Source organism: Vibrio artabrorum (genome assembly GCF_024347295.1).
Taxonomy (GTDB): Bacteria; Pseudomonadota; Gammaproteobacteria; order Enterobacterales; family Vibrionaceae; genus Vibrio; species Vibrio artabrorum.
In genome coordinates this window covers 2,893,882-2,919,585 of the sequence record NZ_AP025458.1, presented here as the reverse complement: position 1 = coordinate 2,919,585, position 25,704 = coordinate 2,893,882, and the positions used below count along the sequence as shown (strand labels likewise).

Genomic DNA, 25,704 nt, shown 5'->3' with positions numbered 1-25,704 from the left:
CAACACATGATAGGACTAGGATGTTGTTTTTAAGTATAATATTCGCATTGAGTTTAGCTATTGGTGCTTTTACTCTCTATTCGGAAAACGTTCATATTTGGCTCTCGAAACATATGGATGAATATGAAAAAGAGCTAGAGAAAAACAATCCAGAAGAGCTAAAAAAGCTGAAGAAAAAATACCAGCGTTAACAACCAATCACCTGATTCAACCGTAAATGAAGTTAAATTTACGGTTATTACTCCTACCTACTAACTCAAGCTCTGGGAAAATACAAAGACAGGCAATACTAGTGGTTGGATGTCATTTTTTACCATATGTGGACGCCCCGTTTGTTTCGATTGCAGATAGCGTCCAGAGGTGTGCCAAAAAAGTTCACAGCAAACTCACCTTTGCCCCAAAAGCTTCTTAGAGATCGAACAGTCTTTAGTCTCTCGTTCTGGACGTCACGAGTCGAAGTGAAGTTAGAAAAAGATAAGTGATACATGGGATCATAATAAGTGCCACCCTAGTGCGTTCAGTTTGAGAGCGGTGATCTCACATTCGAACGTTTCCGAGCGAAAAGTTGGGATGCGCCACCAGAGTCAGTCTGGTGGTAGCATTAGTTAGTTGAGTGTCACAATACCCAACTCGTCGCTGACCAAGTCATTTAGCGCTGCATCGCATCGGTGATCTAAGACAAGGACTTCTTGCTCAAGCCAGCGCTGCACATCACGAAGTCCCGGTAGGCTTAAGGATGGGGCGTCAAGCCAGCTACGCTTACTTGTGCCAATCATCTCACGACTGCGCTGCGCCGCCTGATCCTGCCAGTAACCGGGAAGCCAAATGCGTGCAGGACGTCCCAGCTTGTTCGCCATTGTTTGGACAATCGATAGGCCATTCGGGTCATAATCAGGAAAGGCCACCCAAGGTACGGTGGCGGGTAGGGATGCCAATAGCTCTGTGTGGGTAAGATTAAGGCCAGGTACATACAACAGAACAAGCCCCTCAACCAAAGGCAGATCGACAAAAGCGCCAAGATTTTCAACTGTCATGATGAGTTTGATGTCCGCAAAAGAGAGCCTGTGCTTTTCACGCCACAAGCGCTCAGGGATAGTGCACTCTGAGCGTGCCTCTGTTTCGTCATCGACCGATTGTTGCCAGCTTGGGTAGGTGACGGTCAATCCAGTCTTGCTGCTTCGCACTCTGATCACTTCATCGCTTGTCACGGCTTGCGTTGGAAGAAGCGGCTCGCTTCGGCCAGACTTGCTGTCTCCTCGCCAGGCCGCAGCACATTTGTGATGAACGAGTTCAGTATTACGTACGATAGCACCGCGCGCCTTAGTTACATGCCCCTCCTCTAGGCCGATTTGTTGGCGCAGTTGGTCAAGTCTCTCTGGGTTGTCTAGGTGCCATAGTCGTCCTGCGCAATGGGCGATGCGCAACGACTTGAGATGGGCGAGAAGTGGTCCATCTTTTTGCCGTTCAATGATTTTTTTATTGGTGGCAAGTCGGGTCAGCACTTCGGCTACGTGCGTGCGCGGCAGACCCAACTTTTGCAATAAATCGCTACTCATACTAAGGCTTACCCAGGATGCCGTTTAGCACGTGTTCACTGTCGACGGTGAGTTCGGTGCTGTCTTGCAGTCCGGTGATCTGTACCCAAGAGCGGGCTTCATTGTCTTGACTTGGATCATCAAGATTGACGCCATCAGGCCAAACGCGCACCAACTGATACCCCAATCCGGTGATTTTACCCAGCGTTTCAGGCGCGGCCATCAAAAGTTGAACCCCGCAGCGGCGGCAGAGCTCGGCAACCGTGGCTTGGCTTTGCGCATCGAGTCGGCTCACCTCATCCATGACTAAAGGGATTGCAAATGGCTTCTTCCCATGACCTGCGCTTCCCCAGTGCTTGATGATGCTGATCAAAACAACAAGGCCTGATCCAAGACGTTCGCCAGTCGATAATTGAGAGCCCTCAAGATCTTCATATTCATTGCGCCCACGTCGGCGGATCTGCGTCTTAACCCTTAAGTAATTACGGTGATCGAGCAGCTTCTCGCCCTTGATTTCACCGGCCGTGGTTCGGTGGAAAAGGTCGGACAACGCTTCTTCGACTGTGCTGGCGTCGGCAAATAGGTCGTCCATGATTTGCGAGCCTTGTCGAAGCGCTTCGAGCACCTTATCGAATTTCGGCACATAGTCGGTGACAAGGCGTACTTCCGCAACTTGGCCAAAACCGATGCCATTCAATTGAGCGCTGAGCTTGCGAACCGCGCGCTGCTCATCGGTTATGCGTTTCGCAATGGCATCCCCCAGTTCGCTGCGCTTGGTTTGGAACATCTCCTCAGCGTTATCAAGAGATTTTTGGGCCATTCGGCACGCTTTGTCCAGATCCATAAGCATTTCCTGAGGATCGCCGCTCTGGATAAGGTCTTGACGTATGCGCCGCTTAAGTAGGCTAACGGCTTCGCAGTAAAGATGCGATAGCGCGGCAAGATCAGTGCCGGTGAGTGTTTGTCCAAATGCCAGCATGGGATCGGTAACAGGTATTCCGTAGTCTTGCGCACAGCCGTTGACTTTGCTGATGAAGCTGCGTGCTTTCTGAAATGCGGTGTCGCTTTGGTTGATGGCGTCAAGTTCGAGCATGGAAGTCATTGCGTCTTTTAGGACGGCGGTGGTTCCATCATCTGAGATCACGCCCATTACCGACTGACGCACGGTTACGGCTTTTTCGTGATGGGCTCTCGCTTGCGCTTCTTTTTGTAGGTTTAGGTCAGCGTCACTGCGTTTTTGTTGATGGTGCTCCTTGGCTTTGGAGAGCGATTCACTGTGCGTATCGGCGTTGCGTTGCGCCGATTTATACTCATCCTCAATCCAGGACTTCTTTTCTTGCAAGCGCGTTTCGAGACCTGGTGAGTAGTCAATGCCAATGTCCTTCAGAGCGACCTCAACGCGCCCCAACTCAGACTCAAGGTGATTAAGTTTGGTGCTCACTTCGATACTGCGCTTCTGCGCGCTATCGCGTGCAGTTTCCGCCGCGCCTTTGTCGCACTCAAGCTGCTTGGCTTGGCTTTCGATCTGCTTGGCTTGCTCTTTCAAGGCGTCCTGTTTATGGCTAGTGTCTCCCAGTAAGGCTTTCGCTTGGGAGTACGTTTTACCAAGGTGAAATCGCACCTTATGGAGTGTCTCCATGCTCCTGAATTGGTCGCTGGCGGTTTCATAGCGCGCTTGTTCATCGAGTACTTGTTTCTCAAGTGATACAGGATCGTTAGGATAGGGCTGTTGTAGGAGTTTCCATTCGGTATCAATGTTTTTAAACAAGGGTGAAAACTGGTTGATCTCTAGTTGCGCTTCCGTGCAACGTGCGATAGCCGCTTCACACACGGTAATGTCTGCTGCGATGTCGCGATACAGGCTGTGGGCAAACGGCTCACACTGCGTCAATATCGATAGGTTATGTTTGACCGCATCCTCTGTATTGCAAAGTGACTGATGTTCCATTTTTGCTTGTGAAAGGGCGCGCTCGATGTCTTTGATCTTCGTTTTTGCTGCGTCTAGATCGGGTTCGTCAGCAAAAGCAACAGTGGCTTTCGGCTGAGCCATTCGTAACGCTTCAATGTGTTGCGTCAGGGTGGCGTGCGCATCGGTAGCATCACTGCGATCGGATTCGTGGCGTTCGATCTGAGACTCTAAGCGGGTGATGAGCGCTTCTCGCGCTTTATCTCCCAGCACTGGAGCATCACGAAGTTGACTGATGCGAAGACCCTCGCCTGACGTTAATACGCACCAAGGCGCTTCGGTGCTCTCATCAGCGCCAATAAACGTCGCGGTGATATCTTCAAACAGTTCTTTGTCTTCAAAGGATTCATTCCATTGAGAAATCGGGCGTCCGCTTGGGATAAGAACCAAGTCTTCCAACGGCCAATCATCACCATAGGTCGCTAGTAAGGTACGCGAGGCTGCGTGAGGATCTTCCACCAAAATGCCGTTCATCAGGCTCCCAAGGGCGGCTTCCATGTAGCGCGCATCTTCAGGGTCGATGTCGTTAAACAGATCGCAAATAGGGAGTCCATCAACGTCTGCGGCGAAGGTTCGAAGCAGTTCAAGGTGACTCGAGTCGCGGTCTCTTAAGATCTGAAGATCAGCACCCAATTTCAAAATAGCGGCGCTGTGCTCGGTGATCGTTTCGGTTAGGGCATCGTTTTCTATTCGAAGAATTTTTTGTAGTTCGAGACAATCGTTGCCTGTCCAGCTTGCTTGATCAGGGTAAGCTTGGGTTAAAAGACGAACTTGAGGCTGCAGTTGTGACCAGGTTTCGTGCTTGGCTTCGGTCTGCACCAGCTCAATGTTCAGTCGTTGTTGCTGCTTTAGCAGCTCGTCGCATTGGGTTTTGGCTGCGACTACGTTCTGACCGGCGTCGTCGACTTTCTGGCGATACAGCGTGACGGCCTGCATGAAGGTTGGGACGCTATCGGGTTGGTTTTCCAGTTCAGTAGATGTGAGTAAAGTCCGATATTTTTGTTGGGTTTCAAGCTCGATATTTAAGGCTTGAAGTTTCTCTTTCTCATATGGCTCGTTGGCTGCGATCAGTTGGCTCTCTTGGAGGTGGCGTTTTTTCGCCTGCACCCAGTCTTGAAGGTTATTGGGATCAACCGTTTCTCCAATAATTGAAAGCTGCTTACTGAACTGATGATAGGTCTCACGGATCTCGTTCATCTGTTGCAGTTGACGCTCAAGCACGTTGAGGTTTTGTCCGCATTGGGTTTTAGTTGCGGCCAAGGTCTGCATAGGGTCTTGTAAGTTGTCTGGGTCTACATGGCCATGAAAGGCTTCAACAGCTTTGAGTTGGCGGCACGCAAACTCATATTTTCCAGCGCGCTCTGATGTGATCTCAAACGCTTTGACCGCATCGGCTAATTGCTGTTGCGTTTCTGCAAGATCTTGCTGGGCTTGGCTGAGTGCCTCGGACGCACGTTGGTAGTCTTGCTGCGCATTTTGATGCGCGTTTTTTGCCAGCTCAGCTTCCGGTGTAAGGGTGTTGAGATCTTGTTTGAATCGTTCGCGACGCGCGAACTCATCAGCCGCAACCATAGCTAATCGCAATCGCTCTTCGGTTTTGTTGCGCTTTTGTTCGAGTGTATTGCGGGTTTGTCGCAGTTGCTCTAGCTCAGTCCCTAATTTTTTTACTGTCGCTTGCGCCTTGTCGAGTGCCTCATTGGCTGCAATGCGCGCTCCTTGTGCAGATTCGAGCTGCTCATCGGCCAAAATCAGTTGTTTTTCCGCCACTGCCCAGCCGAAGGATGAGGCCTTTGTAGCATGCTCTAAAAGCTGCTTAAAAAAGGTGTAATCCTTTGAATTTTTCGAGAGCTCAATGCGCGTTTGACGCACCACTCGCATGGAGTCTTGCAGAACATCCACAACCCCTTTTATGTTACCTCTGCTATGCGACATCAAGTAGCTGCTCAAATTGCGCTCGATATTGGAATCAAGCCGGCCGCTCATTGCGCTGTGGAACACCTGCGCATAATTGGCCTTGTCCTTGTCCTTTTGCAATGGCTTGGGCAAGATCCCGTCATTAAAGAGATCGAGCAAGTACCCCTCGACGCTCTCGTAAGTAGTTAACTCACAGCCAAGAGATGCAGCGGTATCCCGAACCATGTGAGGCGTTAGAGGTCGCCAGCTATGGCCTTCTTGCAGGGCAAGACAAGACATGGGCTCAACGCCTTTGGGTAGAACCAAGCGCATACGGGTCATCTCAATGTTGATGCCACTGGATTTTTTTGCGTGGATCAAATAAAGGTGCCTTTGCTGACTGCGGGTTTGCACTTCCAGTGCCACCATCGAAGGGTTCCCCAGACGATGAAACATCTCACTATCAGTCAGTTTCTGAGTCTTTTGAAATGTATCTGATGTACCAAGAGAGACAAAGCGAATGTCCCCCATCAGGGCCAATTGGTAGGCACCTAGTATGGTGGTCTTGCCCGCGCCATTTTCGCCAAGCAGGCTGACTGTGTTGCCAAAGCTTGAATAAGCGCTTGGAGACAACAACTCTTGCAACTCTACGAGATCGAGCGTTCTCACTGTAATGCCATTCAGGTTCACAAGGCTTAAAGAACGCAATATTGGAAATGCCTTACTCATCGGTATCGTCCTCGTTGTTGTCTAAATCAAAAAGGTCTAGGTTATCGGGCGAATCGTCTTCCACGCGGCTAGTCCAGTGCGGACGCTCAATCGTAAGATCATCCTCGGTGTCGGCTTGTGCTGTGCTCGACACCAAATACCCAGCTCTGCTCAGTTCAATCAGTTTGTTGGGGATCTCGTCGGCGGTGACAATGCCTCTTAGCGGGTCGATAAAGCGATAGATGGCGGCAGTGGGCATGTACTGATTTGTGGCGGTGTCCATACGGATGAAGCTTTTACGATTGAGGTCTCGAATGCATTTCATCACCTCATCCCGAATTTTGACTTGGTCAAATTGGGTGCTGACGGTGCTAGACCGACGGCTACCAAAGAGATCTTTAATTCGCTCTTCTGGCAGCTTTTCTATTAGCCGGTCAATCAAATGATCGACAGCGACCCAGTCTGAGCTTTCAAGCGATTGACGTAAATCCAACTGCATCGACACCATGGTAAGGCCAACGACCATGGACAGCTCACTCATGGTGCGGTGAGGCACGCCAGTTCGGCGCTGCATGTGACTGTAATAGACCTGTTCAGGTGAGCAGCGCAGTGTGATGTAGACGCTTGACAAATACGCTTTCAATGGCTCGTAAGCCGCGTTAACAAAGCTGTGGAGTGTGTCGTCTTCTGGGACGATATTAATGCCTGCACGCAGCATGGTGTCTACCTGTGAAAATAAGGGGTCTGCCATGACATCGAGGATCGATTCGTACGTTTTGGTTTCTTCATTCATGTGTCGCTCTCCGATGGGGATCGGCCTTGAACCCATAGATTTTCAATAAAAATGTGGTTGCCTTCATCGATAGGCACCCAACCTGGGTGGATCAGTTCGCTTGGCATCGGTGCAATTGTGGTGATGGCTTTAAGAGTCAGCACGGCCAATCGATGGCGATCCGTTTCGTCAAAGCCATTGTCTTGGGGTTTTAAGATCCGGCTGAGAAGGTCGGCGAGATCTACTCGGTGATGTTTATTCAGAGCTTGATCGGCAATTTGGTTGGCCAAATCAACCAACAAGTGTGTTGGGTTTTGTCTCACTACCCGCTCTTTTTCCATTTCCAGTACTGGCAGACTTTCATCGACCGGCGGTGGGGGTGGTGACCACTCACGCATGAGAAGGCATGGCTCTTGATACGGCAGTGCCAAGGCCCAAGAGTGGCCTTTGGTAGACTCAATGGCAGAATCAATAAGGTGCGCGAGGTTCGCATTCGGATCGATGGTGAGGCGCAGCCGGATACCTTGCATTACCCTATCGAGAAATGCGATAAGGTCAATCAGTGACATGTTGGCAAATTCGGATGTGCGCTCTAAAAATACCTCGATCTCTTCGAGGCTATTTCTTAATCGAATGGGCGCAGAGCGAAGCACTGCGGTTTGCTGTAGCGTGGCGAGGTTCATTATTACCTGATCCACACCCGTAAAGATTATGGTTTTCAAATCATTGATTTGGTGCATCAGTTCATCGGCGACATTCAAGAGTGCAGACATGTCATCAACAATGGAGGTATTGATCTGCTGTTTGATGATTTGCTGCTCGTTAGAGAACTGAGCGATGAGTAATTCTTGGTTCTTAGAAATCCCGCCAAGCAAATCCTGGAGGGTGGGCAGGTACGAGTGCACCGCCTCATACCAAGCTTCGGGCTCTTCGGTGTCTATGGTATTGACTTCACTGAGTAGCACCTCAATGCGTTTATATCGTTGACTGAGGCTCTCTTGTTGATCGAAGTTATCATTTTTAAAGTACGGTTTTAGCAGATCTTGCGCCAACTGGGTGAGGCGATATTGCGGGTTGTCATCGCGTATTGATGTCCCTGCAAACGTCATGATACGTTGTTCGACGCCCCATTTTAAAAAGTTGCTGACCCTAGACTCAGTGTGGCCTTCGTTGCGTCCAGCATAGGCATCGACATAGCGCACGACCGCTTGCACAGTCTCTTCATCAAAGCTTTGTTGTACGAGGTTGAGGCTATCATCGATGTCCCTTTCCCAAGCGTGCATGGCGGCCAAGTACAGATACTGATCCGGATCAATATCAAGCCGAGCACCAGAAACCAATAAGTTATTTAGTAATTGGTTAAGAGAAGATGGCGCATTATCGGCTTCCCTAGCGTTTGTCTCCGAGAATGCGTCACCGATGGTTTGCGCACCCTCGTAGAGTGTCTGGCTTTGTGTCATGGTCTATTTCTACTCTGAAGTAATTTGCACGGTGTGAGCTAAAGCGCATTCTAAGGTGATGTATTCGAGACATTTTATGCGCACTTATTTGCATTAAGTGTAGATCTGCATATGGAATTGGTCAAGTCATTATATCAAAATGATATATTAAAAATGTAATTTTAGTATTTTATTCGTTTTAAAGCGACTCATGGTGTATAGTTCTGGTAGTCTAAGCAATGAATAAGTGGTTAGAGATGAGTTATGACGTTACATGCTGTAGGTAAGGATGGGGATGTGAGCTCGCAGATAACCCCACGCCTTGAGTATATTGATTTCAAGTTGTTCTTTACCGGTCGAGTAAGTCGAGCCGACTTAAACGCGGTGTTTGGGATCGCTGAGGCGGCGGCATCACGAGTGTTGACGCAGTACGCGACAATAAGGCCCAACAACAAAACACAAAAAACCAACACCATTCTTAGAGAGACATTTGTGCCTCTGTGCGCCTTTGACCCTGATGAGGCTCTAGGAATGTTAGCGAATGGGTTTAACCGATACTCTCGTCCTGTCGAGTCCGATGTGACGTCTGAGCTGATCGGGAGAATTCCTAATCAACTTAATCTGGAGAATGTGGCCAAGATCACCCGAGCCATATCGGGGCACTATGCCATTTCGTGCAACTACCTTTCCGAAAATAGTGATAACCATGACACGCGAATCTTAGTCCCTTTGGCGATTATGCACGATGGGACTAGCTGGTTGTTTCGCGCCTTTGATCGATCAGAAAGTTCAAAGCCGGCATTTAAGAACTTTCATTTTGCGCGAGTGCGAGCCGTCAAGGAAGAATTAGAGTCCAATGAAGCCAAACAAAAAAGCGGGGAGGTTCTATCTCAAGATACGCTGTGGAACCTTAGGCTCCCTCTCGTACTGACCCTGCATGAGAGTTTATCTCAAACTCAGCGCATGCGGGTAATCACGGATTTTGGGATTGACGAAGGCAAAGAGGAACTTTACGTTACTGAGCGCGCGGCGTTTCGGTGGATCCTTGAGAAAAAGTGGTACATCGATGCTCGATCGCAGGCTCAGATAGATGAGGATAACCAAAAAGGCATACGGCGGTTTTATAAGTTTAAGCTGGCGAACTTAGCGACCATCGAGCAAATGGAAAACGCTTAGCGTTCATCGTGTCATACGGATCATTTGTTGGAGAAAACGGAGGGAGTCGCTTTACCAAATTCGGCACTGAATGTCTGAACTGCGACTGCCTGTGAGAAAATTTGATTGTGGAATTGTAAAGCCTGGTCGTGCGCACCGTATAGTAAAAAACGCGAGTTACTTTAGCTAGCGGATCCAGAACGTTTCACCAACGCACCAAATATGCCAACCTCTTACAAATTACAGTGCTAAACAGCAGGGGGTTGGCTGTATTCTTTGCCAGATAGGTCGCGCACTGAGGAGCAGGTTGTGTATGCGGCTGGCTCACACTAAACAAGAATGGAATATTTTGGTCAGTATAACGTCATGTTTTAGTACAGAAGTTTTTGCTATAAAGCAAGATGATATGCGCCTGCAAAACTGGATACTGCATTAAGCGACTTTCCCATACATGAAGTTATCCGCATTTACCTAATTTAAGTGATTACTCTAACATGCTTTTGTCCAAAACCTTGCTAGAGGATAGATCAGACTTTATTGTCATTTCCATCGTGTTTCGGGTAGCAATGTACCTTAAAAATGATCAAACTTTAGTTTTTTATAGCCTACGAATCGCTTGAAAAAGCACGTTTCCGATCAAATTTTATTGTCCTCTGACAGTAGTTTTGCAAAACCTTATCTCTCGATTTCTCCAATAATATTTTACTTCCATAGGTGTTTATAAATTTTATAGTTAGGGTTTCCCTTATGGCAGCAAATCACGCACATCGCAACCAAGTATACTTGCCAACTGGTACGCTTTTTCTAGAGTGATGTTGACCTCTCCTCTTTCGATTCGACCGACATAGCTTCGGTCGATGTCTGCTGAAATAGCCAATTTATCCTGAGATATACCTTTAAGCTTACGCTCTCTACGTAAGTTATCCCCAAACCGTTTCGCTAAGTCTTTCATTTTTAATGGTACTCAAAATGAAAGAATATCCTTCATTGCGGATTTTATAGCCACGGACTATAATCCGCATTTTGGTTCGTAGTTGAGCTCTTATGACGAAGAAAACAGCGATTAATGAATATATTTTTACCTTATTCATCGAGAAAGGACTTGATGGATTAACGGTTCCTGCCTTAAGGGACGAACTACTAACGATTACGGGAGAATTTGAGGATATAACGGAAGCGCGTAAATTTCTTTATCGTCAGTTATTGCCTTTAGAAAAGAAAGGGCTACTTTGGACTAATGGCCAAGGGCGGACAAGGACATACCACAAATCAGAGCAGTTTAAAGAAACTGTATTCAAACCGAAAAAGCGTAAGCAACAAAAGCTAAAAACAGTCGTAAAAAATTCGGATGAAGCACTTACCCTTGATGAGCTGACTTTGGAACGACGAAAGTATGAAGCTGAACTTGCGATAGCTTTAGCTGAGATCGAAGAATTTCAACTATTATCTGAAAGGTTACCTTTACAGAAATCATCATTGTTAAAACTATCCGAAGAAACTAGAGAACGCTCTGTTAGATATCTAGCCAAAATAAATGTTCTTAATCACGCCCTAAAGCTTAGTAATTGTGGGGAAGTAAAATGTTAAGACTATGGCAAGAGGAGTGTGTTGGATCGGCTTTAGAAAAGTATCTAGCTGGACATTCACATTTTCAGGTTCAGGCGACTCCAGGGGCTGGAAAAACGGTGGCCGCTGCCGAAATTGCCAAAAGGCTGTATGACTTAGACAAAATTGACCTGGTCCTCTGTTTTTCGCCATCATTAACGATTGCTGATGGTATCAAAAATACCTTTTCATGGCGATTGGGATGCTCTTTTTCCGGTGGACTTGGTTCAATAGGTGCATCGTTTACATATCAGAGTATGAAATACCTTAGAGATAGCTTTTGGGAAACAATTAAAAAGCACCGCGTATTGGTTGTATTTGATGAGATTCACCATTGTTCAGGTGATGAAATTGAAAATGCCAATGTATGGGGTGAGCAAATTTTGAGACAAATTCAAGGGATTGCTGCGTTTACATTATCCCTATCTGGCACTCCTTGGCGCTCAGATTTATTGCCAATTACGTTAGCACAGTATTCTGACGCAGAAGGTCGTATCCACTGTGATTATCAATACGGTTTAAAGCAAGCAATTATCGATAAGGTCTGTCGCTCACCTAAAATTGTACTAATTGATAATGATCGCTTATCTATTTCAGAAAGTGGACAATCAAAGTCATTTTCGTCAATTCCTGACCTTTTAAAGCAATCAGCAACTCCGTATCAAAGCATTTTGCAAAATATTGATGCAATGACTTATGTACTTGGCCTTGGTTGCAAAAAGCTAGCAGATATACGTATGGATAACCCTAATGCCGGTGGTTTGGTTGTTGCTTCATCAGTAGGACATGCAATCGAAATTCAGAAAGTTTTGACTGAGACATATGAGCAAAGTACAGAGATAGTCACTTACTATCATGAAAATCCACTAGAAAAAATCAATGGGTATCGAAACGGAACGACTCAGTGGATTATCAGCGTCGGAATGATTAGTGAGGGAACCGATATCCCACGTCTACAAGTCTGTTGCCATTTAAGTTTTGTGAAGACAGAACTTTATTTCAGGCAAGTTTTAGGACGAATTTTGCGAACGCATGAATCCTCGAATCAGCAAGCTTGGTTGTACACTTTTGCTGAAGAAAGCCTAGTGAGTTTTGCTGAGCAGATCGAGCAAGATATTCCGGACTCATGCTTATTTATCAAACCAGATAATTGGCAAGATAGACCTCAAGCTTCTGTTTCGTTAGATCGAGCCTATTTCTCTGATCAACAAAAGAAAAAAACTGATATTGGGAAGACACAGCTTAGTTGGGATAAAGAACGTTTGGAAAAACCGTCAATCATAACTGCATACTCAGCTTCTTCTGGTCAATTGAACTTAGGAAATTTCAGAGAGCGTGTAATTGCTGCATTTCAGTAATAAATATTTTTAATATTAGACAATATGTTAGCGAGGTATTGATATGTTCTACATCGGTGTTAGCCATTATTACGCAACAGGTGAAGGCCTCACAATGTATGTTGCTAGCGGTAGCGAAGAATCAATACGGGCAGCCATTCCAGAATATTTTCATCTTGGGCTCACTATTTTAACACCTTCAGAGTGGCTAAAAGCTGCTGCAGGGGACTGTGAGGATGAATATCATCAATCGGAAGCGGAAGATCTGAAAGCCTATTTACCACTCTTATGGAAGCAAATTGAGGAAAGAGCGTTAGAAAGAGGATGTCATCTGGACTTTTTCATGAAGCACCATTTTAACTATGCCTAATACGAACTAGGTGGTTTCAGTGAAGGTTTTATATTTTGATACGCTTAGTTTGCTTTATTCGAATGAGTATTTTCAACGTAATGCAAGTGTGCACACTAAGTATAAAGAATGGTTCCATACTCGCACAAAGACACTGTTAGAAATGGTGGAACCGGATTTTCAAGCTATCGCAAAGCTAAAAAATGCAGCGTCAGAATCGGGGCTACTACTTTACCCGTTAGGGATTTTTTATGATCGTTCATACCTTATTGAACATGGTGTGTTTTCCGCTGATGAATTAGCGCCTGATACAGAATTACCCTTCAGGATGCAAATGGACGACAACGACCCTGTGCGTCGGATGATAGCCCACGCACATGGATTGAATGCCCAATGGTACGCCTGCGGCGAAATTGGATCTGAAGAACTATTACAACCCTATCCGGAACGTCACTTACGTTCAGAATTTGGAAAAGGAGTAACGAGTGAATTACTCGCCCAGATTCTAAGGTTAAAAGCGACCAATATGCCAAATTTGACTGATAACATTTTACGGGACAAATGAGGGTGTTTTTAAGAAAGAGCGGAACCGTAGAGCAGATTCTCGCTTCTATCAGGGGCAGAAATTACGTTGATGAATTTCCTTCTCCAGAAAGACTAAAGCTGTACGAACAGTGGAAACCAGGAATTGCTCAAAAGGTACGTGATGGCGTCTTATTGTCTCAAGAAAAGAGCATGCAGAGAGAGCAGGACGAACTTTATGAGGTAATTTATCAAACCTATAAGAGGGTGCCTATAGTCTTTGCGATAAAACTGTCTGCAATTTTTATAGTCATGATAGTTGCAATTCAGTTCATTTAAAAATGAAAGTTGTGGGGTTGGTCTGACTTCATTCATTCGGTATCAAGCTTCTCAAAACGCCATTCGCCAAAAAGTTTACTTATTGATAAATATAGGAAATCTAATGTTAGGTAACTCATCAAAAAATAGTGCTATGAAAAAAAACGTCATGATTTCAGCTCTCACTTTAGCGATATCTGGATGCGCAAGCACTCCCAATGAGTCCATTGAATCTCAGGGTAAATATGCGGATGACTATGCGCTCAATGTGGAAGAATTTTCCGAAGCTACACGGTTCTACTATCCACTAAGATGGATAGAACCTGGACGTAATGCCAACAACTTAGACAAGTTTTATTACGATACAAATTCACACAAAGAACTGGCTAATACTTCTTCTGTGGCTACAGTTGTCGCCGCTGGATTAGGAAGTATCACCTCATTTGATGCGGTGATGGGATTACTAGCTCAACAAGGTTCGCGATCTGGCTATGATTCCCTTTTAGGCGAACAATATCTCTACACAATTATTCAAGTGGATAACAATAAAGACTTGGATACTCAGGCACAATACGTTAACCGAATTGCTGTAGATACCATAAAAATGGCAATGGGAAGTGAAGCGAAGGAAGAATATCAAAAAGTGGGCTCAGAAGGTTTTTATTTCTTGGACAGAATTAAAGTGACCAGTACTTCAGATGAGAGTTGTACTGCTGTCTATTCGCCTTGCTACTCACTCACAGCCAGAATTCCTATGCTTATCCGCGACAATAATGGTTATATCCCGCTAGTGCCGCAAGGTGGCGATTATATGGCTGCTAAGACTTACTTGCCGATTGGTTTTCCAATAGAGCAGATAAAATTTGCTAACGTTGCTGGGGTTGAGCAATTCCTTTATGTACCAGCTGTAAAAATGAATGGGCACAAAGACCTCTGGAGAAAGGAAAATCTTTCTTATTTTACAGGCTGGTATAATCAGCAGCGCATATCGATTAACCCGTATATCAAGCGATTAAGCGACGATACGGTGTTTTACTTCAACCCTAAAATTACTGCAAAACAAAGAGATCGCTACTCGTTGTACAGAGTCTTTAATCTTAGTGATTAAGAGGGTGATTAACGGCAGAGTCTTATTTTATCGCAAGGTAAAATCTAATAAAAAACAGATGGATACAAAGATAGGTTGTTTATTAGGTTTAAAATAAAAAGGTGAATGTAATTTATGAAAAAGCAGGGGTTGTTTGTAATTGGGCTGTCTATATTGGCTCTCAGTGGATGCTCAACAACGAGCGAGAAAAAAGTAGCAATGTGTTTGGGGGAACCTTGTGTTCAAGCCAATGACAACACGTCGCCAAAGCCGACATTTTACGTGAATGATAAAGAAGAAAAGTTTACTCACTTTGATGATGGTTCGATAAGTTCTCATACACTGGAAAACGGGTTGTACCGGCTCAGAGAGTATTTCAACCGCGATGGTTCACTTCAAACGCGAAATGCAAGATTCGTTGATCCTGAACGTGGTTCATTGAATCAAAAGCCAACTGGTCGCCAGTTAAAATTCAACGGTGATGGATTCGTAGCAAGTGCGAAGTATGGATACAACTTAGAGTTCAACCGGCCGACACAACTGGATAGTTTTTGGATGAAAGAGTCACATTCATTTTATCCGGCATTCAGTGCTAATGACGATTTGATCGCTATTTTATATGCGAACCGAGAAAATCAATACACTGACTATGGTGTTCGATTTGGGGTTGTCAATTTAGAGAAACCAACATGTGAATTAGGCAAACTTAGAAGTCAGGCTTATGGTAAAGTTGGTGATAAACATATAACCTTTAGCCGTAAGTGTATGAAGATAGGTAATAAAGTAGCTTTGGTATATAAACCCGCTTCAAAATCTGATGCTCAAAAGATGATAGACGCGATTGTGATGCCAATTGCTCGTTCGAAAGCTGTTGTTGGTGCAAAGCTAGGTTATTTGCATATAGATATACAAGGTAAACAAGTTCCATTTGATACTCGTGGCTGGGACGATTATTACCTTAAAAACAGTGAGCTGAACGTATCTCCGTACCGATTATTTTGAATCTTAACTGTGTGATTCATAGATATGCTTTCAATTTTCGTCGTTGCAGATCAAGATTGCGATTCTGTTCTTGAAACCTCTATTCCTATATCAGGTAGCGCTGTAATACATGTCATGTGGTGTTAACCCAACATATTCAAACGTTTGATATTGGCAATCCCAAACTCCATTTTCTGCCTTGCAGATGAATTAGCGCTGTGAACTCGTATAACCGGTGGTTGAAAACCTTGAGTTGCAACCGCCTCTTCAATCCATAAAACAACATCATAGCCAGTGCCGTGTTCATCGTTGCCAAGATCATGATCGAGGCTTATTTCAGTAACATGTCCTTGCTTCAAAATGGCAATGGCCTCTTCAGGCCAGTAAACCCTATGCCATCCTTCCGGAGTTGGTCGTTCATCATCAAGGTAAACTTTCATTTTCTAGGTCTTATTTTATGGGGGTCGTTCTGCAGCGCAAACCTGATTTTGGAGCAATCTGTTAGTTTTATTGAATCATGGCTTATAAATTAACAGATTGCATCCTACTTAACTTAAGAACACATTCTTCGAGATATATCTTCAAGTTCTTCTAGATCTAATCGACCTTTTGACCAACCAGAAGCAAACGGAATGGTACTAGATTTAGGTAACTGATCTTCTTTCAAATCTTTAACTTTAACTCTACAGGGTAAAGCGGCCCCTTCCCCAACAAAAATGGCTTCCTGCTGAGACAAGATAGGTAAGGCTCCAACCATCCCGGATAGACCATCAGGTAAGAAGCGAGCGACATGCTGCTGGTCAGCAGAGTTTGTAAGCCTTAATACTACCCATGTACCACATTGAGATATTACAGTGCTGTCAACATCGGCAGGTCGTTGACTTACCAACATCAATCCTATGCCATATTTTCGACCTTCTCGCGCAATCCGTCGTATCGCTCCCTGCGCAGCTGCGTATTGAGCCTCCCCATGATCTGGAACGTATCGGTGGGCTTCCTCGCATACCAATAGAATGGGATCTTTTTCTTTTTCATCTTGAGTTTGGAACACTTTGTATTGAAAAAGTAATCTAGCTATTAATGCTGCTAGAGGTCCTGCGACTTCGTTAGGCAGGCCAGAAATATCAATAATTCTGATATCTTTACCTGCTTGTTGAGGTGCCCCAACAAATTGATTTAGAACTTGATGCAATTTTATATCACCATTGTTTGCCCAGTTTTTCATCATAAATGCCAAACGAGTATCTCTACGAAGAACTTTCAATTTCTCAAGTACAGAGGGAACTGGAGATTTGGCTAAATCTGAATTAGTTAAACTCTCATGCTTACCTTTGTTTATTCTGCCTCCTTGTATGTATCGGACATAGTTTTCAAATTCGTCCAAAGAAAAAGGTCTCGGTTTGTCACGGTCAAACTCTAAGATATCAGACGTATCTTTATCGTCACATAAATCCGGGTCATCCATATTAATTAGATGAACCAGCGCATCAGTACCAAACTCATTAGGGCAAGGCTTCACAATACCACATGCCACCATCCGGGCATGTGCGAGAGCCTTTTGAACCACGTTATTTTGGCTAGTAGCACTATGTTCTGTTTTTCCAATTACCAAATTAGTAAATTCATCACTAGACATTAACCAGTAAGGGAGTTTTATTTCCTCTTGTTCATCTTGCCCAGCCGCAATATTGTATGCACGATATTGAATAGCTCTTTCTTTAAATGCTGTACCATATTCTCCATGTGGGTCGATGATTACTATTTGTGGTGATAGCTCTACTTGGTTGTGCTTATGGGAAAGAACACTGTGAATAATGGCTGCTACCGTACCTGATTTACCAGAGCCTGTTGATCCCAGAACGGCACAATGCATACCAAACATCTTATTAATATTAGCTCTGCAAGCAGTTGACTCCGATGCACTGTATGTTGCGAAAGGAACTAATGGATCGACCTCTTCATCTCTTGTTCCTTCAGCTGAGCGATACACACAGGCTATTTCTTCACTTGTTAGAAGAAATACGCCTTGTTGTGGTAGAGGATAGGTTTTAATACCACGGCGAAAGCTTAGTTTTTCCTTAACAGCATTCCAGCTACCTTCAGCTAATAATTGAACTTCCATTACTCGCTGATCGGCATCTGCATTAACTGGTTTACCAGCTTCAATTAATTCCTCTGAACGCATTCTAAGCATGGTTACTAAGCCAAAAATCACTTTTCGGCCATAGTGAATCTTAACCATGCTTCCTATTTGTCCTATCGAATAAACTCGTCCATCAAAAGTTCGATTCAACTCGGAAATTTTATCAGATATCTCAACTTTAATATTGGTGCCTGATACTTCAACAACTTGTCCTATTCTCAACTCGTCAACTGGTGTGAACATGTTATACCTCGCATCCATTTTCTAATATTGATGTGACACCTTTGAAAGTCCACCAATAGTCATCGCCATCCTTTCTTGTAAATGGTCCTTCATTGCCCACATACAAACCATGTAAGGATGCGATGATAACCCTTCGACCAAAACTTGAATTGCGCCATTTCTCAATGCAATTAGGGAGGGTTTGATCTCTACATTCCAAGAATGCGATGAGTACTGTTTTATTTTCTTCTTTAGACAAAGCAAATTCGATTTCGTTATTAATGTGTTCATCACCAAAGCTATAGCCGCATACAGCGAGAACATTACTGCTATTGGAATTTAGAGTCTTCCTAAACAGATCAAATTGTGCCGAAAAAGGGTCTTGCTGAGTTGCAACATATTTTGTCGCTTGGGGATAGATTAAAACTCTACGGTTTACTTCTGGGTAGCGGTCATTATCTCTAACTCGCCATACATAACCTTTTTCACATAGAAACCAGTCTATAGAACCATGCATTTTTATTACGTTGGCGCGTTGACCGTTCAAAGGAATAGGCTCGCCGTATCGTTGAGTTCTATGTGCTACAGCGCCTCCTGCAAATCCGTCCCAGTACGGAACTTTATTCAGAGCTAAAGCGTCTTCCAATAAAGTGTCATAATTGGTAGTAAAAATATTGACCGTTTTTCTTCTTTCATAAACTCCAGCGGATGCATGGTTGAAAAGCATATTAATGAAATTTAGGTGAGCCTCGATATCAACAATTGGTTCAGATAATGTACCTTCTTCAACTGTGTTACCGTCTTTATCTTCGACATAACCACATCTAATAACGTTAGAAATAGATTCCAAAATGGCGTAATGGATGTCTTCAAGATGAGATAACTCTATTTCTTTGCCATTAATCGTTGTCTTCTTTTCCTTGTTTCTTTCCGCTAAAGCAGCATAATCGCCTAGGTGACTGAGTACGTGTTCTATATGGCATTCCAGCGGTAATTCATTGAACAAAGGAACAACAATATCGTTGAACAACTCTTCATGCTTGTTTTCCAAGTCTTTTTTAACTTTGTTGGTTAAGGGAGACATCAAAGGTAATTTAGCATCGAAGCTAATTCCTGCACCCAACAGCCAACTTTGTTCACTGCACTTTAAGTGTTCTTCTATCTGAGAAAACAATTCTTCCTTTGCTAAGTCTTCCATTTATAACCTTCTAAACAATGATTGTTGTGCCAGTTGCTACACGATCTTATGGCAGGTTTTTTGCTGACTATTTTTTGGTAGTAACGAATAGTCGTCTCCATAATTATCACCAATATAACACCACACACATAAGAAAGAGTTGATTAACCTCTCGTGTAAAGGTTTGAACAATATCTACAGAGACTTAAGTCATTAGCTAGTCATGAGGGGGGAGTGAACGTATCAATGAGCGGTTTATCTGATACGACTCATGGGATTGCATAACTGACTTGATGTATAATTGGTAGCATTTTTAAAAGGAAATCAATTCCTTTGATAAGAATTGATTGCCGTTAGACAAGATTGCTACTGAATTGCAGATTAGCAGCTTTCATAAAGGAAAAGGCATGGCCGTCAATCAGGCAAAGATTTTTGAACAACTTGAATCTCTTGTTGAATCAGTAGATACCAATGAATTTATATATGGATTCCTAACAGCCTTTAATTTCCCCAAGGCAACGATTACTCAGGTTCGTCAGGGCGGTGCTCGCAATGTGGCTAAGATTCCAGGCCATGTTGGGCTGAAGAATAAACTTTATTATTTTCCAGTAGAAGAAGGTCAGGATATTGATGCCGTATTGGATGAACGTATTGACGATCCATCGATAGCTAAGAACAAAATCCGCTTTATTCTGACTACCGATTTCGAACGTTTTCTTGCGTGGGATACGGCAACCAGTGAACGGTTGGATATTGACTTTGAAGTGCTGCATCGCAACTACAGTTTCTTCCTGCCACTAGTTGGCTTAGAAAAGGCTATTTTGAACAGCGAAAAGCCTGCAGATGTAAAGGCTGCAGTCAAAATGGGTAAGCTGTTCGACTTAATCCGTGTGAACAATCACTTAAGTAAACCAGAAGATATTCATGCGCTAAACGTGTTTCTTACACGGTTATTGTTTTGCTTATTTGCTGAAGATACCGGTATTTTCAAGCAAAAAGGTCAATTTACTTCTGCTATCAAAAGTTGTACGGAAGAAGATGGAAGTAATTTAGACCAGTTTCTTTATCATCTATTTTCAGTAATGAATAGTCCTGATGGTAGCGATCTCCGTCAGCACCTACCTAAACATCTTACTGATTTCCCATATGTTAACGGTGGCTTGTTCTCTAGTGACGAACCGATACCAACGTTAGGTAAAAAAGGACGCCGTATTCTTATTGAATGTGGGATGGAAGATTGGAGTGCTATTAACCCTGATATTTTCGGCAGCATGTTTCAGGCTGTGATTGATGTCGATCAGCGAGCTCGCCTAGGTCAGCACTACACATCCTACAGTAATATTATGAAAGTGATTCAGCCTCTGTTTCTTGATTCACTTCGCTCCGAACTGGAAAAACAACGCTCCAGTATAAATGGTCTTAAACGTCTACTTGTTCGATTAAGCCAAATCAAGGTCTTTGACCCCGCATGTGGTTCTGGCAACTTCCTGATCATTGCTTATAAAGAACTCAGACTCCTTGAAATTGACGTTATTAAAGCGTTGATGAAAATCGACCAAAGTTTTTTCATGAGCAATATTCATCTGGATCAGTTTTATGGTATCGAGCTTGATGATTTTGCCTGTGAGATTGCACGCCTTTCACTTTGGCTTGCAGAGCACCAAATCAATAAGCAGTGGGAAGAACATATTGGTCCTGCAGAACCCGCTTTACCATTAAAAGCAACAGGTAAGATTGTTAGTGGAAACAGTTTAAAACTTAACTGGAAAGAGGTTTGTCCTAAAACATCGGAAGACGAAGTTTATGTAATCGGTAACCCACCATTTCACGGTACTGTTGGTCGTTCAAGTGAACAGCGTGAAGATATGAAACGAGTGTTTGCTGATTTTAAATCACTCGGCACACTTGATTACGTAGCATGTTGGTTCTGGAAAGGTGCAAAATTTATTGAAGCATCTAAAGCTGAATTGGCTCTAGTATCAACCAATTCAATATGTCAGGGTGAACAAGTTGGAACATTGTGGCCTCAAATTTTTAAATTGGGATTACATATTCAAATTGCCTATCCGACATTCACATGGGCAAATAATGCACGTGATAAGGCTGCTGTTCATGTTGTTATCGTTGGTTTATCTGGAAGAGCTAAAAGTCGCTCTCTTTACCAAATGATTGATGGTGAATGGCATTGTAAGTCTGTTAAGAATATTAGTCCTTATTTGACAGAAGGTAATAATACTTGGGTATCGGCTCACAGAAAAATATTGTCCGATAATGTTCCACCATTATTGTTTGGTAACAAACCTAATGATGGCGGTCACTTACTCTTAGAGCGTTCAGAATATGAGCTCCTTCTAGAAAAAGAACCTAAAGCTGCTCAATGGATAAAAAAAGTAATGGGAGCTACCGAGTTCTTAAATGGAAAAGAAAGATGGTGTCTTTGGCTAGCTGATATCCAAGAACCTGAATTAAAGTCCATGCCTTATGTAGTTGAACGGGTAAAAAAGGTTGAGGAAGTGAGGACTGCTAGCCCTGACAAAGGAGCTCAAAAGCTTGCTCAAAGACCACATCAGTTTAGGGATTTAAATAATCCGGACAGTTTTATTTTGATTCCAAGTGTATCTTCTGAAAGACGAAAATACATACCAATCGGTTTTTTTAACTCTGATGTAATATCTACAAATCTAAACTACATTGTTCCTGACGGGGGGCTTTTTGAATTTGGTATATTGACTTCGATAATCCATAACGATTGGATGCGTCTCGTCGCAGGGCGTTTGAAAAGTGATTATCGATATACAGCTTCAGTTGTATATAACTCTTTCCCGTGGCCGGAAGTTACTGAAGAACAGCGTTCTCAAATTGAAAGGCTTGCTGAAAATGTGCTCTTTTCAAGAGAGGACTATCCTGGAAAAACCTTAGCTGAGTTGTATGACCCAGAAAAAATGCCGCCAGAATTACAAATTGCTCATCAAGAATTAGATGAAGCGGTTGATAAACTTTATCAGGATAGACCATTTAGAAATACTGCTGACCGTTTAAGCTGCCTATTGGCTCGCTATGAAGAGTTGGTCGCTATAAAAGAAAAATAAGTTCAATTTAGTTGGCAAAAGGTTTGAAGGAATGAATAACAATATTTTGGAAGTCAGTTATAAACAAACTGGGCAAAGTACGCATCATAACGACATGGGGATGCGTGAAATGCAGGCGCGGGCATTCGCCCAACGTGATAATCAGTATCTTTTGATTAAAGCACCTCCGGCCTCTGGGAAATCTCGTGCTTTGATGTTTTTAGGGTTGGATAAACTGATTCATCAGGGGCTGAGAAAAGTGATTGTCGCCGTTCCTGAAATGTCTATTGGCGGTTCATTTAAAGATACCAATTTGACCGAATATGGATTCTTCTCTGATTGGACGATTAAGCCAGAATACAATCTATGTATCAGCGGTAGTGAATCAGGCAAAACGAACGCATTTAAGCGTTTCATGGAGAGCGAAGAACAAACATTGGTTTGTACGCACTCAACATTGCGCAGTGTATTCGACAAGTTGTCTCCGACAGATTTCGATAATTGTCTTGTCGCTATAGATGAATTTCATCATGTGTCTGCAGATGAGAATAGTCGATTAGGGAATCTTATCGATGTCTTGATGAATGGCTCTTCTGCTCACATTCTAGCGATGACTGGTTCGTATTTCCGTGGAGATACAATACCTATTTTATTGCCAGAAGATGAAGCAAAGTTTACTAAGGTAACATACACCTACTATGAACAGTTAAATGGCTATAACTATTTAAAAACATTGGGTATTGGCTATCACTTTTATCAAGGCCCTTATGTAGAGGCTTTGCCATCAATTCTTGACCCTTCTAAAAAAACCATCATTCATATCCCTAACGTGAATTCTGGCGAATCGACCAAAGATAAGCACATGGAAGTCGACCAAATTCTTGAAGTGCTTGGCGAAGTTATTCTGCAAGATCCCAACACCGGTATATACCAAGTAAAATGCAAGCAAACAGGGCGAACTCTGTTGGTTGCCAATTTAGTTGACGATAACGTTCACCTGCGCCCTAAAGTTCAAGCACATTTAAGAGATATCGAGTCTGCTGAACAGATGGACATCATTATCGCTTTGGGGATGGCAAAAGAAGGGTTTGACTGGCCGTTCTGTGAACATGTTCTAACCATCGGCTATCGTAGTTCAATGACCGAAATTGTTCAGATCATTGGTCGAGCAACTCGTGATGGTAAAGGTAAAACACACGCCCAGTTTACGAACCTAATCGCTCAACCGGATGCGCAAGACGACGATGTTAAGGTATCGGTTAACAATATGCTTAAAGCGATTACTACATCGTTACTTATGGAGCAGATTTTGGCTCCAAGTATTCAGTTTAAACCTCGTTCTCAATGGCAAGGGGAGTTACCAGCCAACACTCTTATCATCGATGACACAGCTACACCAGTATCCCAGAAAGTTCTAGATATTTTAAATGGTGATAAAGGCGAAATATTGTCGGCATTAATGGCAAAAGAACCTGTTGTAAAAGGTGTCATTACCGAAACAACACCGCCAGAAGTTATCAATGAAATAGAGCTACCTTCTGTGATTCAAACTTTATATCCAGACTTGGAAGAGCATGAGATTGAGCAGGTTCGCTCAGGGGTTCTTCAGAGCCTGTATATTGGTCAACATGGTGGTGTTATCGATGAAAAAGATTTGCCAGATGATGCTGATATCGATGATGGCTCAACATCAGGACATGGTAAAAATAATCAGCCTGGGAATAATGATTCTGGTGCGAGTCGGCAATTTATTAAGATGGGTGATAAGTTCGTCAACATTGAAAATTTAGATATTGACTTGATAGATGCTGTAAACCCGTTTCATGGTGCTTATGAAATATTATCTAAGTCTGTAAATGCCGCAATGTTGAAGACGATTCAAGAGACGGTAAGAGCCAGTCAAGCCAAAGTCTCAGAAGAAGAAGCTGTGATGCTATGGCCTAGAATTAAAGCTTTCAGTAAAGAACATCAACGAGAACCATCATTAACTGCATCTGATCCTATTGAAGTCCGTTATGCGGAGGTGCTTGCTTATATTCGCAAGATGAAGCAACAGAGAATGGCAAAACAAGAGGGATAAGGTGTGATTTGTTTACGTTCTTCTAAGAAAACGCCAAAGCGAGACTTAGATGATATTTTTTCTGAAGATGATGACTTGGGGCTACTTGATGTAGCTCCTTTAAAGGCAAAAGCACCTGCTGGTAACCTAATCGCGAGCCAATTTGAGGAAATTACAACATTCTTTGAAAAGAATGGACGGATACCAGCTAGTGATGCGGATTCATTCGATGAAAAGCGTTTGGCCAGGCGTTTAAAAGCCTTTAAATCAAACGGTGAACAGAGAGAATCTTTAAAAGAGTTTGATTCTTATGGCCTGTTAGCTGATGAGTCATCATATATACCATCAATTGAATCTGTCGGCTCTTCAACCTACGAAGTTCAAGAATCAACACCCTCATCTGAAATAGATAAGTCTGAATTAGTTACGTCTTTGGATGATATCTTTGACGATCATGATGATCTGCTAGAGTTTGATGCCCCTGACATTTTCACTATTCGCCATGTTCCTGCAGAAAAAAAATCGCAACCGGAAGAAATTGCCAAACGTCAGCCATGTGCGGATTTTTCTCGATATGCTCCTATTTTTGAAATAGTCCAAAAAGAACTCAAAGCAGGCGCTGCGTCACTTGATCGTTTTCGCCATGAGCTAAAAATACAGGTTGGTGATTTTTTTATTCTTAATGGCTTGACGGGGTATGTTCATTCTGCTGGAGAAAGACTGGAAGGTTACAGTAGCTACAATGCGAGGCTGCATTTGGTCTTCGAAAATGGCACAGAGCTACATATGCTGTTTCAGTCTTTGACACACGGATTAGTTCGTGACGATCATGGATGTAAAGTTAATCGTGAGGGAGCATTGCTTGAGCCTGACAGTAACCCAGTTCCTACCGGGTTGGTATATGTGCTTGCTACTAAGAGTTCAGATAGTGTTCTAGCAACCTATAAGGCGAACCTTTACAAAATTGGGTTCACCGAAGGTAGTGTAGAAGACCGTATTAAACATGCAGAGAAAGATCGTACGTTTTTGGAAGCGCCTGTTCGCGTAGTAATGACAACCGAATGCTACAACATAGATGCTCATAAGCTAGAGACTTTAGTTCATGGTTTCTTAGGATACCAGCGACTGAATATCACCCTCAAAGGACATGATGGACAGAGCTACAAGCCTAGAGAGTGGTTTAATGTACCACTGGCGACAGTAGTTGAAGTAATAAAACACATCTTGGACGGAACGATCTCACAGTACCGGATGGATAATACTTCAGGGAAAGTTATGAAAAAGTAGGCAATTCTTAATCTTTGTTTTTATGTGTAAAGTGCAAAAAATGTAAGCGGGTCTCATTTACTCTCTCGTGTGGCTTTTATA

General features: G+C 43.4%; 20 protein-coding genes. 12 read left to right on the top strand and 8 right to left on the bottom strand.

The annotated features are described in order from the left end of the window. Positions 1 to 20: 20 nt before the first annotated feature. Complete coding sequence (locus OCU36_RS13230; protein WP_171375735.1) at positions 21 to 191, top strand: hypothetical protein; 171 nt, start codon at positions 21 to 23, stop codon at positions 189 to 191. A gap of 414 nt (positions 192 to 605) precedes the next feature. On the opposite strand, the gene OCU36_RS13225 is transcribed toward OCU36_RS13230, so the two are convergent. Genes OCU36_RS13225 through OCU36_RS13210 form a run of 4 tightly spaced genes read right to left on the bottom strand, consistent with a single transcriptional unit; the run spans position 606 to position 8,334 of the window. After that, positions 606 to 1,502: a hypothetical protein gene (locus OCU36_RS13225; protein WP_261838352.1), complete on the bottom strand. Its 897-nt coding sequence runs from the start codon at positions 1,500 to 1,502 to the stop codon at positions 606 to 608. A gap of 55 nt (positions 1,503 to 1,557) precedes the next feature. Next, the gene (mukB, locus tag OCU36_RS13220; RefSeq protein ID WP_261838351.1) at positions 1,558 to 6,123 is read right to left on the bottom strand and encodes a chromosome partition protein MukB; all 4,566 of its coding nucleotides are present in this window, start codon (positions 6,121 to 6,123) and stop codon (positions 1,558 to 1,560) included. Further along, positions 6,116 to 6,853, bottom strand: coding sequence for a chromosome partition protein MukE (locus OCU36_RS13215; protein ID WP_261838350.1), 738 nt, complete (start codon positions 6,851 to 6,853; stop codon positions 6,116 to 6,118). Before OCU36_RS13215 ends, mukB begins: the two co-directional genes overlap by 8 nt. Before the next feature lie 38 nt (positions 6,854 to 6,891). Next, the gene (locus tag OCU36_RS13210) at positions 6,892 to 8,334 is read right to left on the bottom strand and encodes a hypothetical protein (RefSeq protein ID WP_261838349.1); all 1,443 of its coding nucleotides are present in this window, start codon (positions 8,332 to 8,334) and stop codon (positions 6,892 to 6,894) included. A gap of 243 nt (positions 8,335 to 8,577) precedes the next feature. On the opposite strand from OCU36_RS13210, the gene OCU36_RS13205 reads away from it, so the two are divergent. Then, the gene (locus OCU36_RS13205) at positions 8,578 to 9,489 is read left to right on the top strand and encodes a WYL domain-containing protein (protein ID WP_261838348.1); all 912 of its coding nucleotides are present in this window, start codon (positions 8,578 to 8,580) and stop codon (positions 9,487 to 9,489) included. Between the two features lie 724 nt (positions 9,490 to 10,213). Here OCU36_RS13205 and OCU36_RS13200 read toward each other — a convergent pair. Continuing rightward, on the bottom strand, positions 10,214 to 10,420 hold the full coding sequence (locus OCU36_RS13200) for a helix-turn-helix domain-containing protein (RefSeq protein WP_011149149.1): 207 nt from the start codon (positions 10,418 to 10,420) through the stop codon (positions 10,214 to 10,216). Between the two features lie 92 nt (positions 10,421 to 10,512). On the opposite strand from OCU36_RS13200, the gene OCU36_RS13195 reads away from it, so the two are divergent. From OCU36_RS13195 to OCU36_RS13165, 7 genes are all read left to right on the top strand, one after another. Then, on the top strand, positions 10,513 to 11,055 hold the full coding sequence (locus OCU36_RS13195; protein ID WP_011149150.1) for a hypothetical protein: 543 nt from the start codon (positions 10,513 to 10,515) through the stop codon (positions 11,053 to 11,055). Beyond that, positions 11,049 to 12,431, top strand: a complete 1,383-nt coding sequence (locus OCU36_RS13190; RefSeq protein ID WP_038160595.1) for a DEAD/DEAH box helicase — start codon at positions 11,049 to 11,051, stop codon at positions 12,429 to 12,431. The genes OCU36_RS13195 and OCU36_RS13190 overlap by 7 nt, the downstream gene beginning before the upstream one ends. 43 nt (positions 12,432 to 12,474) lie before the next feature. Continuing rightward, positions 12,475 to 12,780, top strand: coding sequence for a hypothetical protein (locus tag OCU36_RS13185; RefSeq protein WP_011149152.1), 306 nt, complete (start codon positions 12,475 to 12,477; stop codon positions 12,778 to 12,780). 19 nt (positions 12,781 to 12,799) lie between these two features. Further along, the gene (locus OCU36_RS13180) at positions 12,800 to 13,324 is read left to right on the top strand and encodes a hypothetical protein (RefSeq protein ID WP_011149153.1); all 525 of its coding nucleotides are present in this window, start codon (positions 12,800 to 12,802) and stop codon (positions 13,322 to 13,324) included. Next, on the top strand, positions 13,321 to 13,620 hold the full coding sequence (locus OCU36_RS13175; protein WP_017789269.1) for a hypothetical protein: 300 nt from the start codon (positions 13,321 to 13,323) through the stop codon (positions 13,618 to 13,620). Before OCU36_RS13180 ends, OCU36_RS13175 begins: the two co-directional genes overlap by 4 nt. Before the next feature lie 103 nt (positions 13,621 to 13,723). Continuing rightward, complete coding sequence (locus tag OCU36_RS13170) at positions 13,724 to 14,707, top strand: hypothetical protein (RefSeq protein ID WP_094147018.1); 984 nt, start codon at positions 13,724 to 13,726, stop codon at positions 14,705 to 14,707. 261 nt (positions 14,708 to 14,968) lie between these two features. Beyond that, positions 14,969 to 15,688 (top strand): hypothetical protein, encoded by a 720-nt coding sequence (locus OCU36_RS13165; RefSeq protein ID WP_261838347.1) that lies wholly within the window; start codon positions 14,969 to 14,971, stop codon positions 15,686 to 15,688. A 122-nt stretch (positions 15,689 to 15,810) separates the two neighbouring features. Here the strand turns inward: OCU36_RS13165 and OCU36_RS13160 are convergent, their stop codons facing one another. The 3 genes from OCU36_RS13160 to OCU36_RS13150 all read right to left on the bottom strand — a co-directional run bounded on the left by OCU36_RS13160 (position 15,811) and on the right by OCU36_RS13150 (position 19,230). Then, positions 15,811 to 16,107 (bottom strand): cyclic-phosphate processing receiver domain-containing protein, encoded by a 297-nt coding sequence (locus OCU36_RS13160; RefSeq protein ID WP_094147019.1) that lies wholly within the window; start codon positions 16,105 to 16,107, stop codon positions 15,811 to 15,813. Between the two features lie 113 nt (positions 16,108 to 16,220). Continuing rightward, entirely contained in the window at positions 16,221 to 18,053 is a 1,833-nt protein-coding gene (locus OCU36_RS13155) for an ATP-binding protein (RefSeq protein ID WP_261838346.1), read from the bottom strand. 1 nt (position 18,054) lies between these two features. Next, positions 18,055 to 19,230 carry an SIR2 family protein gene (locus OCU36_RS13150; protein ID WP_261838345.1) on the bottom strand — a complete coding sequence of 392 codons (1,176 nt, stop codon included), beginning with the start codon at positions 19,228 to 19,230 and terminating at the stop codon, positions 18,055 to 18,057. A gap of 386 nt (positions 19,231 to 19,616) precedes the next feature. On the opposite strand from OCU36_RS13150, the gene OCU36_RS13145 reads away from it, so the two are divergent. From OCU36_RS13145 to OCU36_RS13135, 3 genes are read left to right on the top strand one after another with little or no spacing between them, the layout of a single operon-like run. Next, positions 19,617 to 22,298: a class I SAM-dependent DNA methyltransferase gene (locus tag OCU36_RS13145; RefSeq protein WP_261838344.1), complete on the top strand. Its 2,682-nt coding sequence runs from the start codon at positions 19,617 to 19,619 to the stop codon at positions 22,296 to 22,298. 31 nt (positions 22,299 to 22,329) lie between these two features. Next, entirely contained in the window at positions 22,330 to 24,357 is a 2,028-nt protein-coding gene (locus OCU36_RS13140; RefSeq protein WP_261838343.1) for a DEAD/DEAH box helicase, read from the top strand. Positions 24,358 to 24,360: 3 nt separating this feature from the next. Beyond that, a complete protein-coding gene (locus OCU36_RS13135) occupies positions 24,361 to 25,623 on the top strand; it encodes a GIY-YIG nuclease family protein (RefSeq protein ID WP_261838342.1) in 1,263 nt (420 codons plus the stop codon). Positions 25,624 to 25,704: the final 81 nt, after the last annotated feature.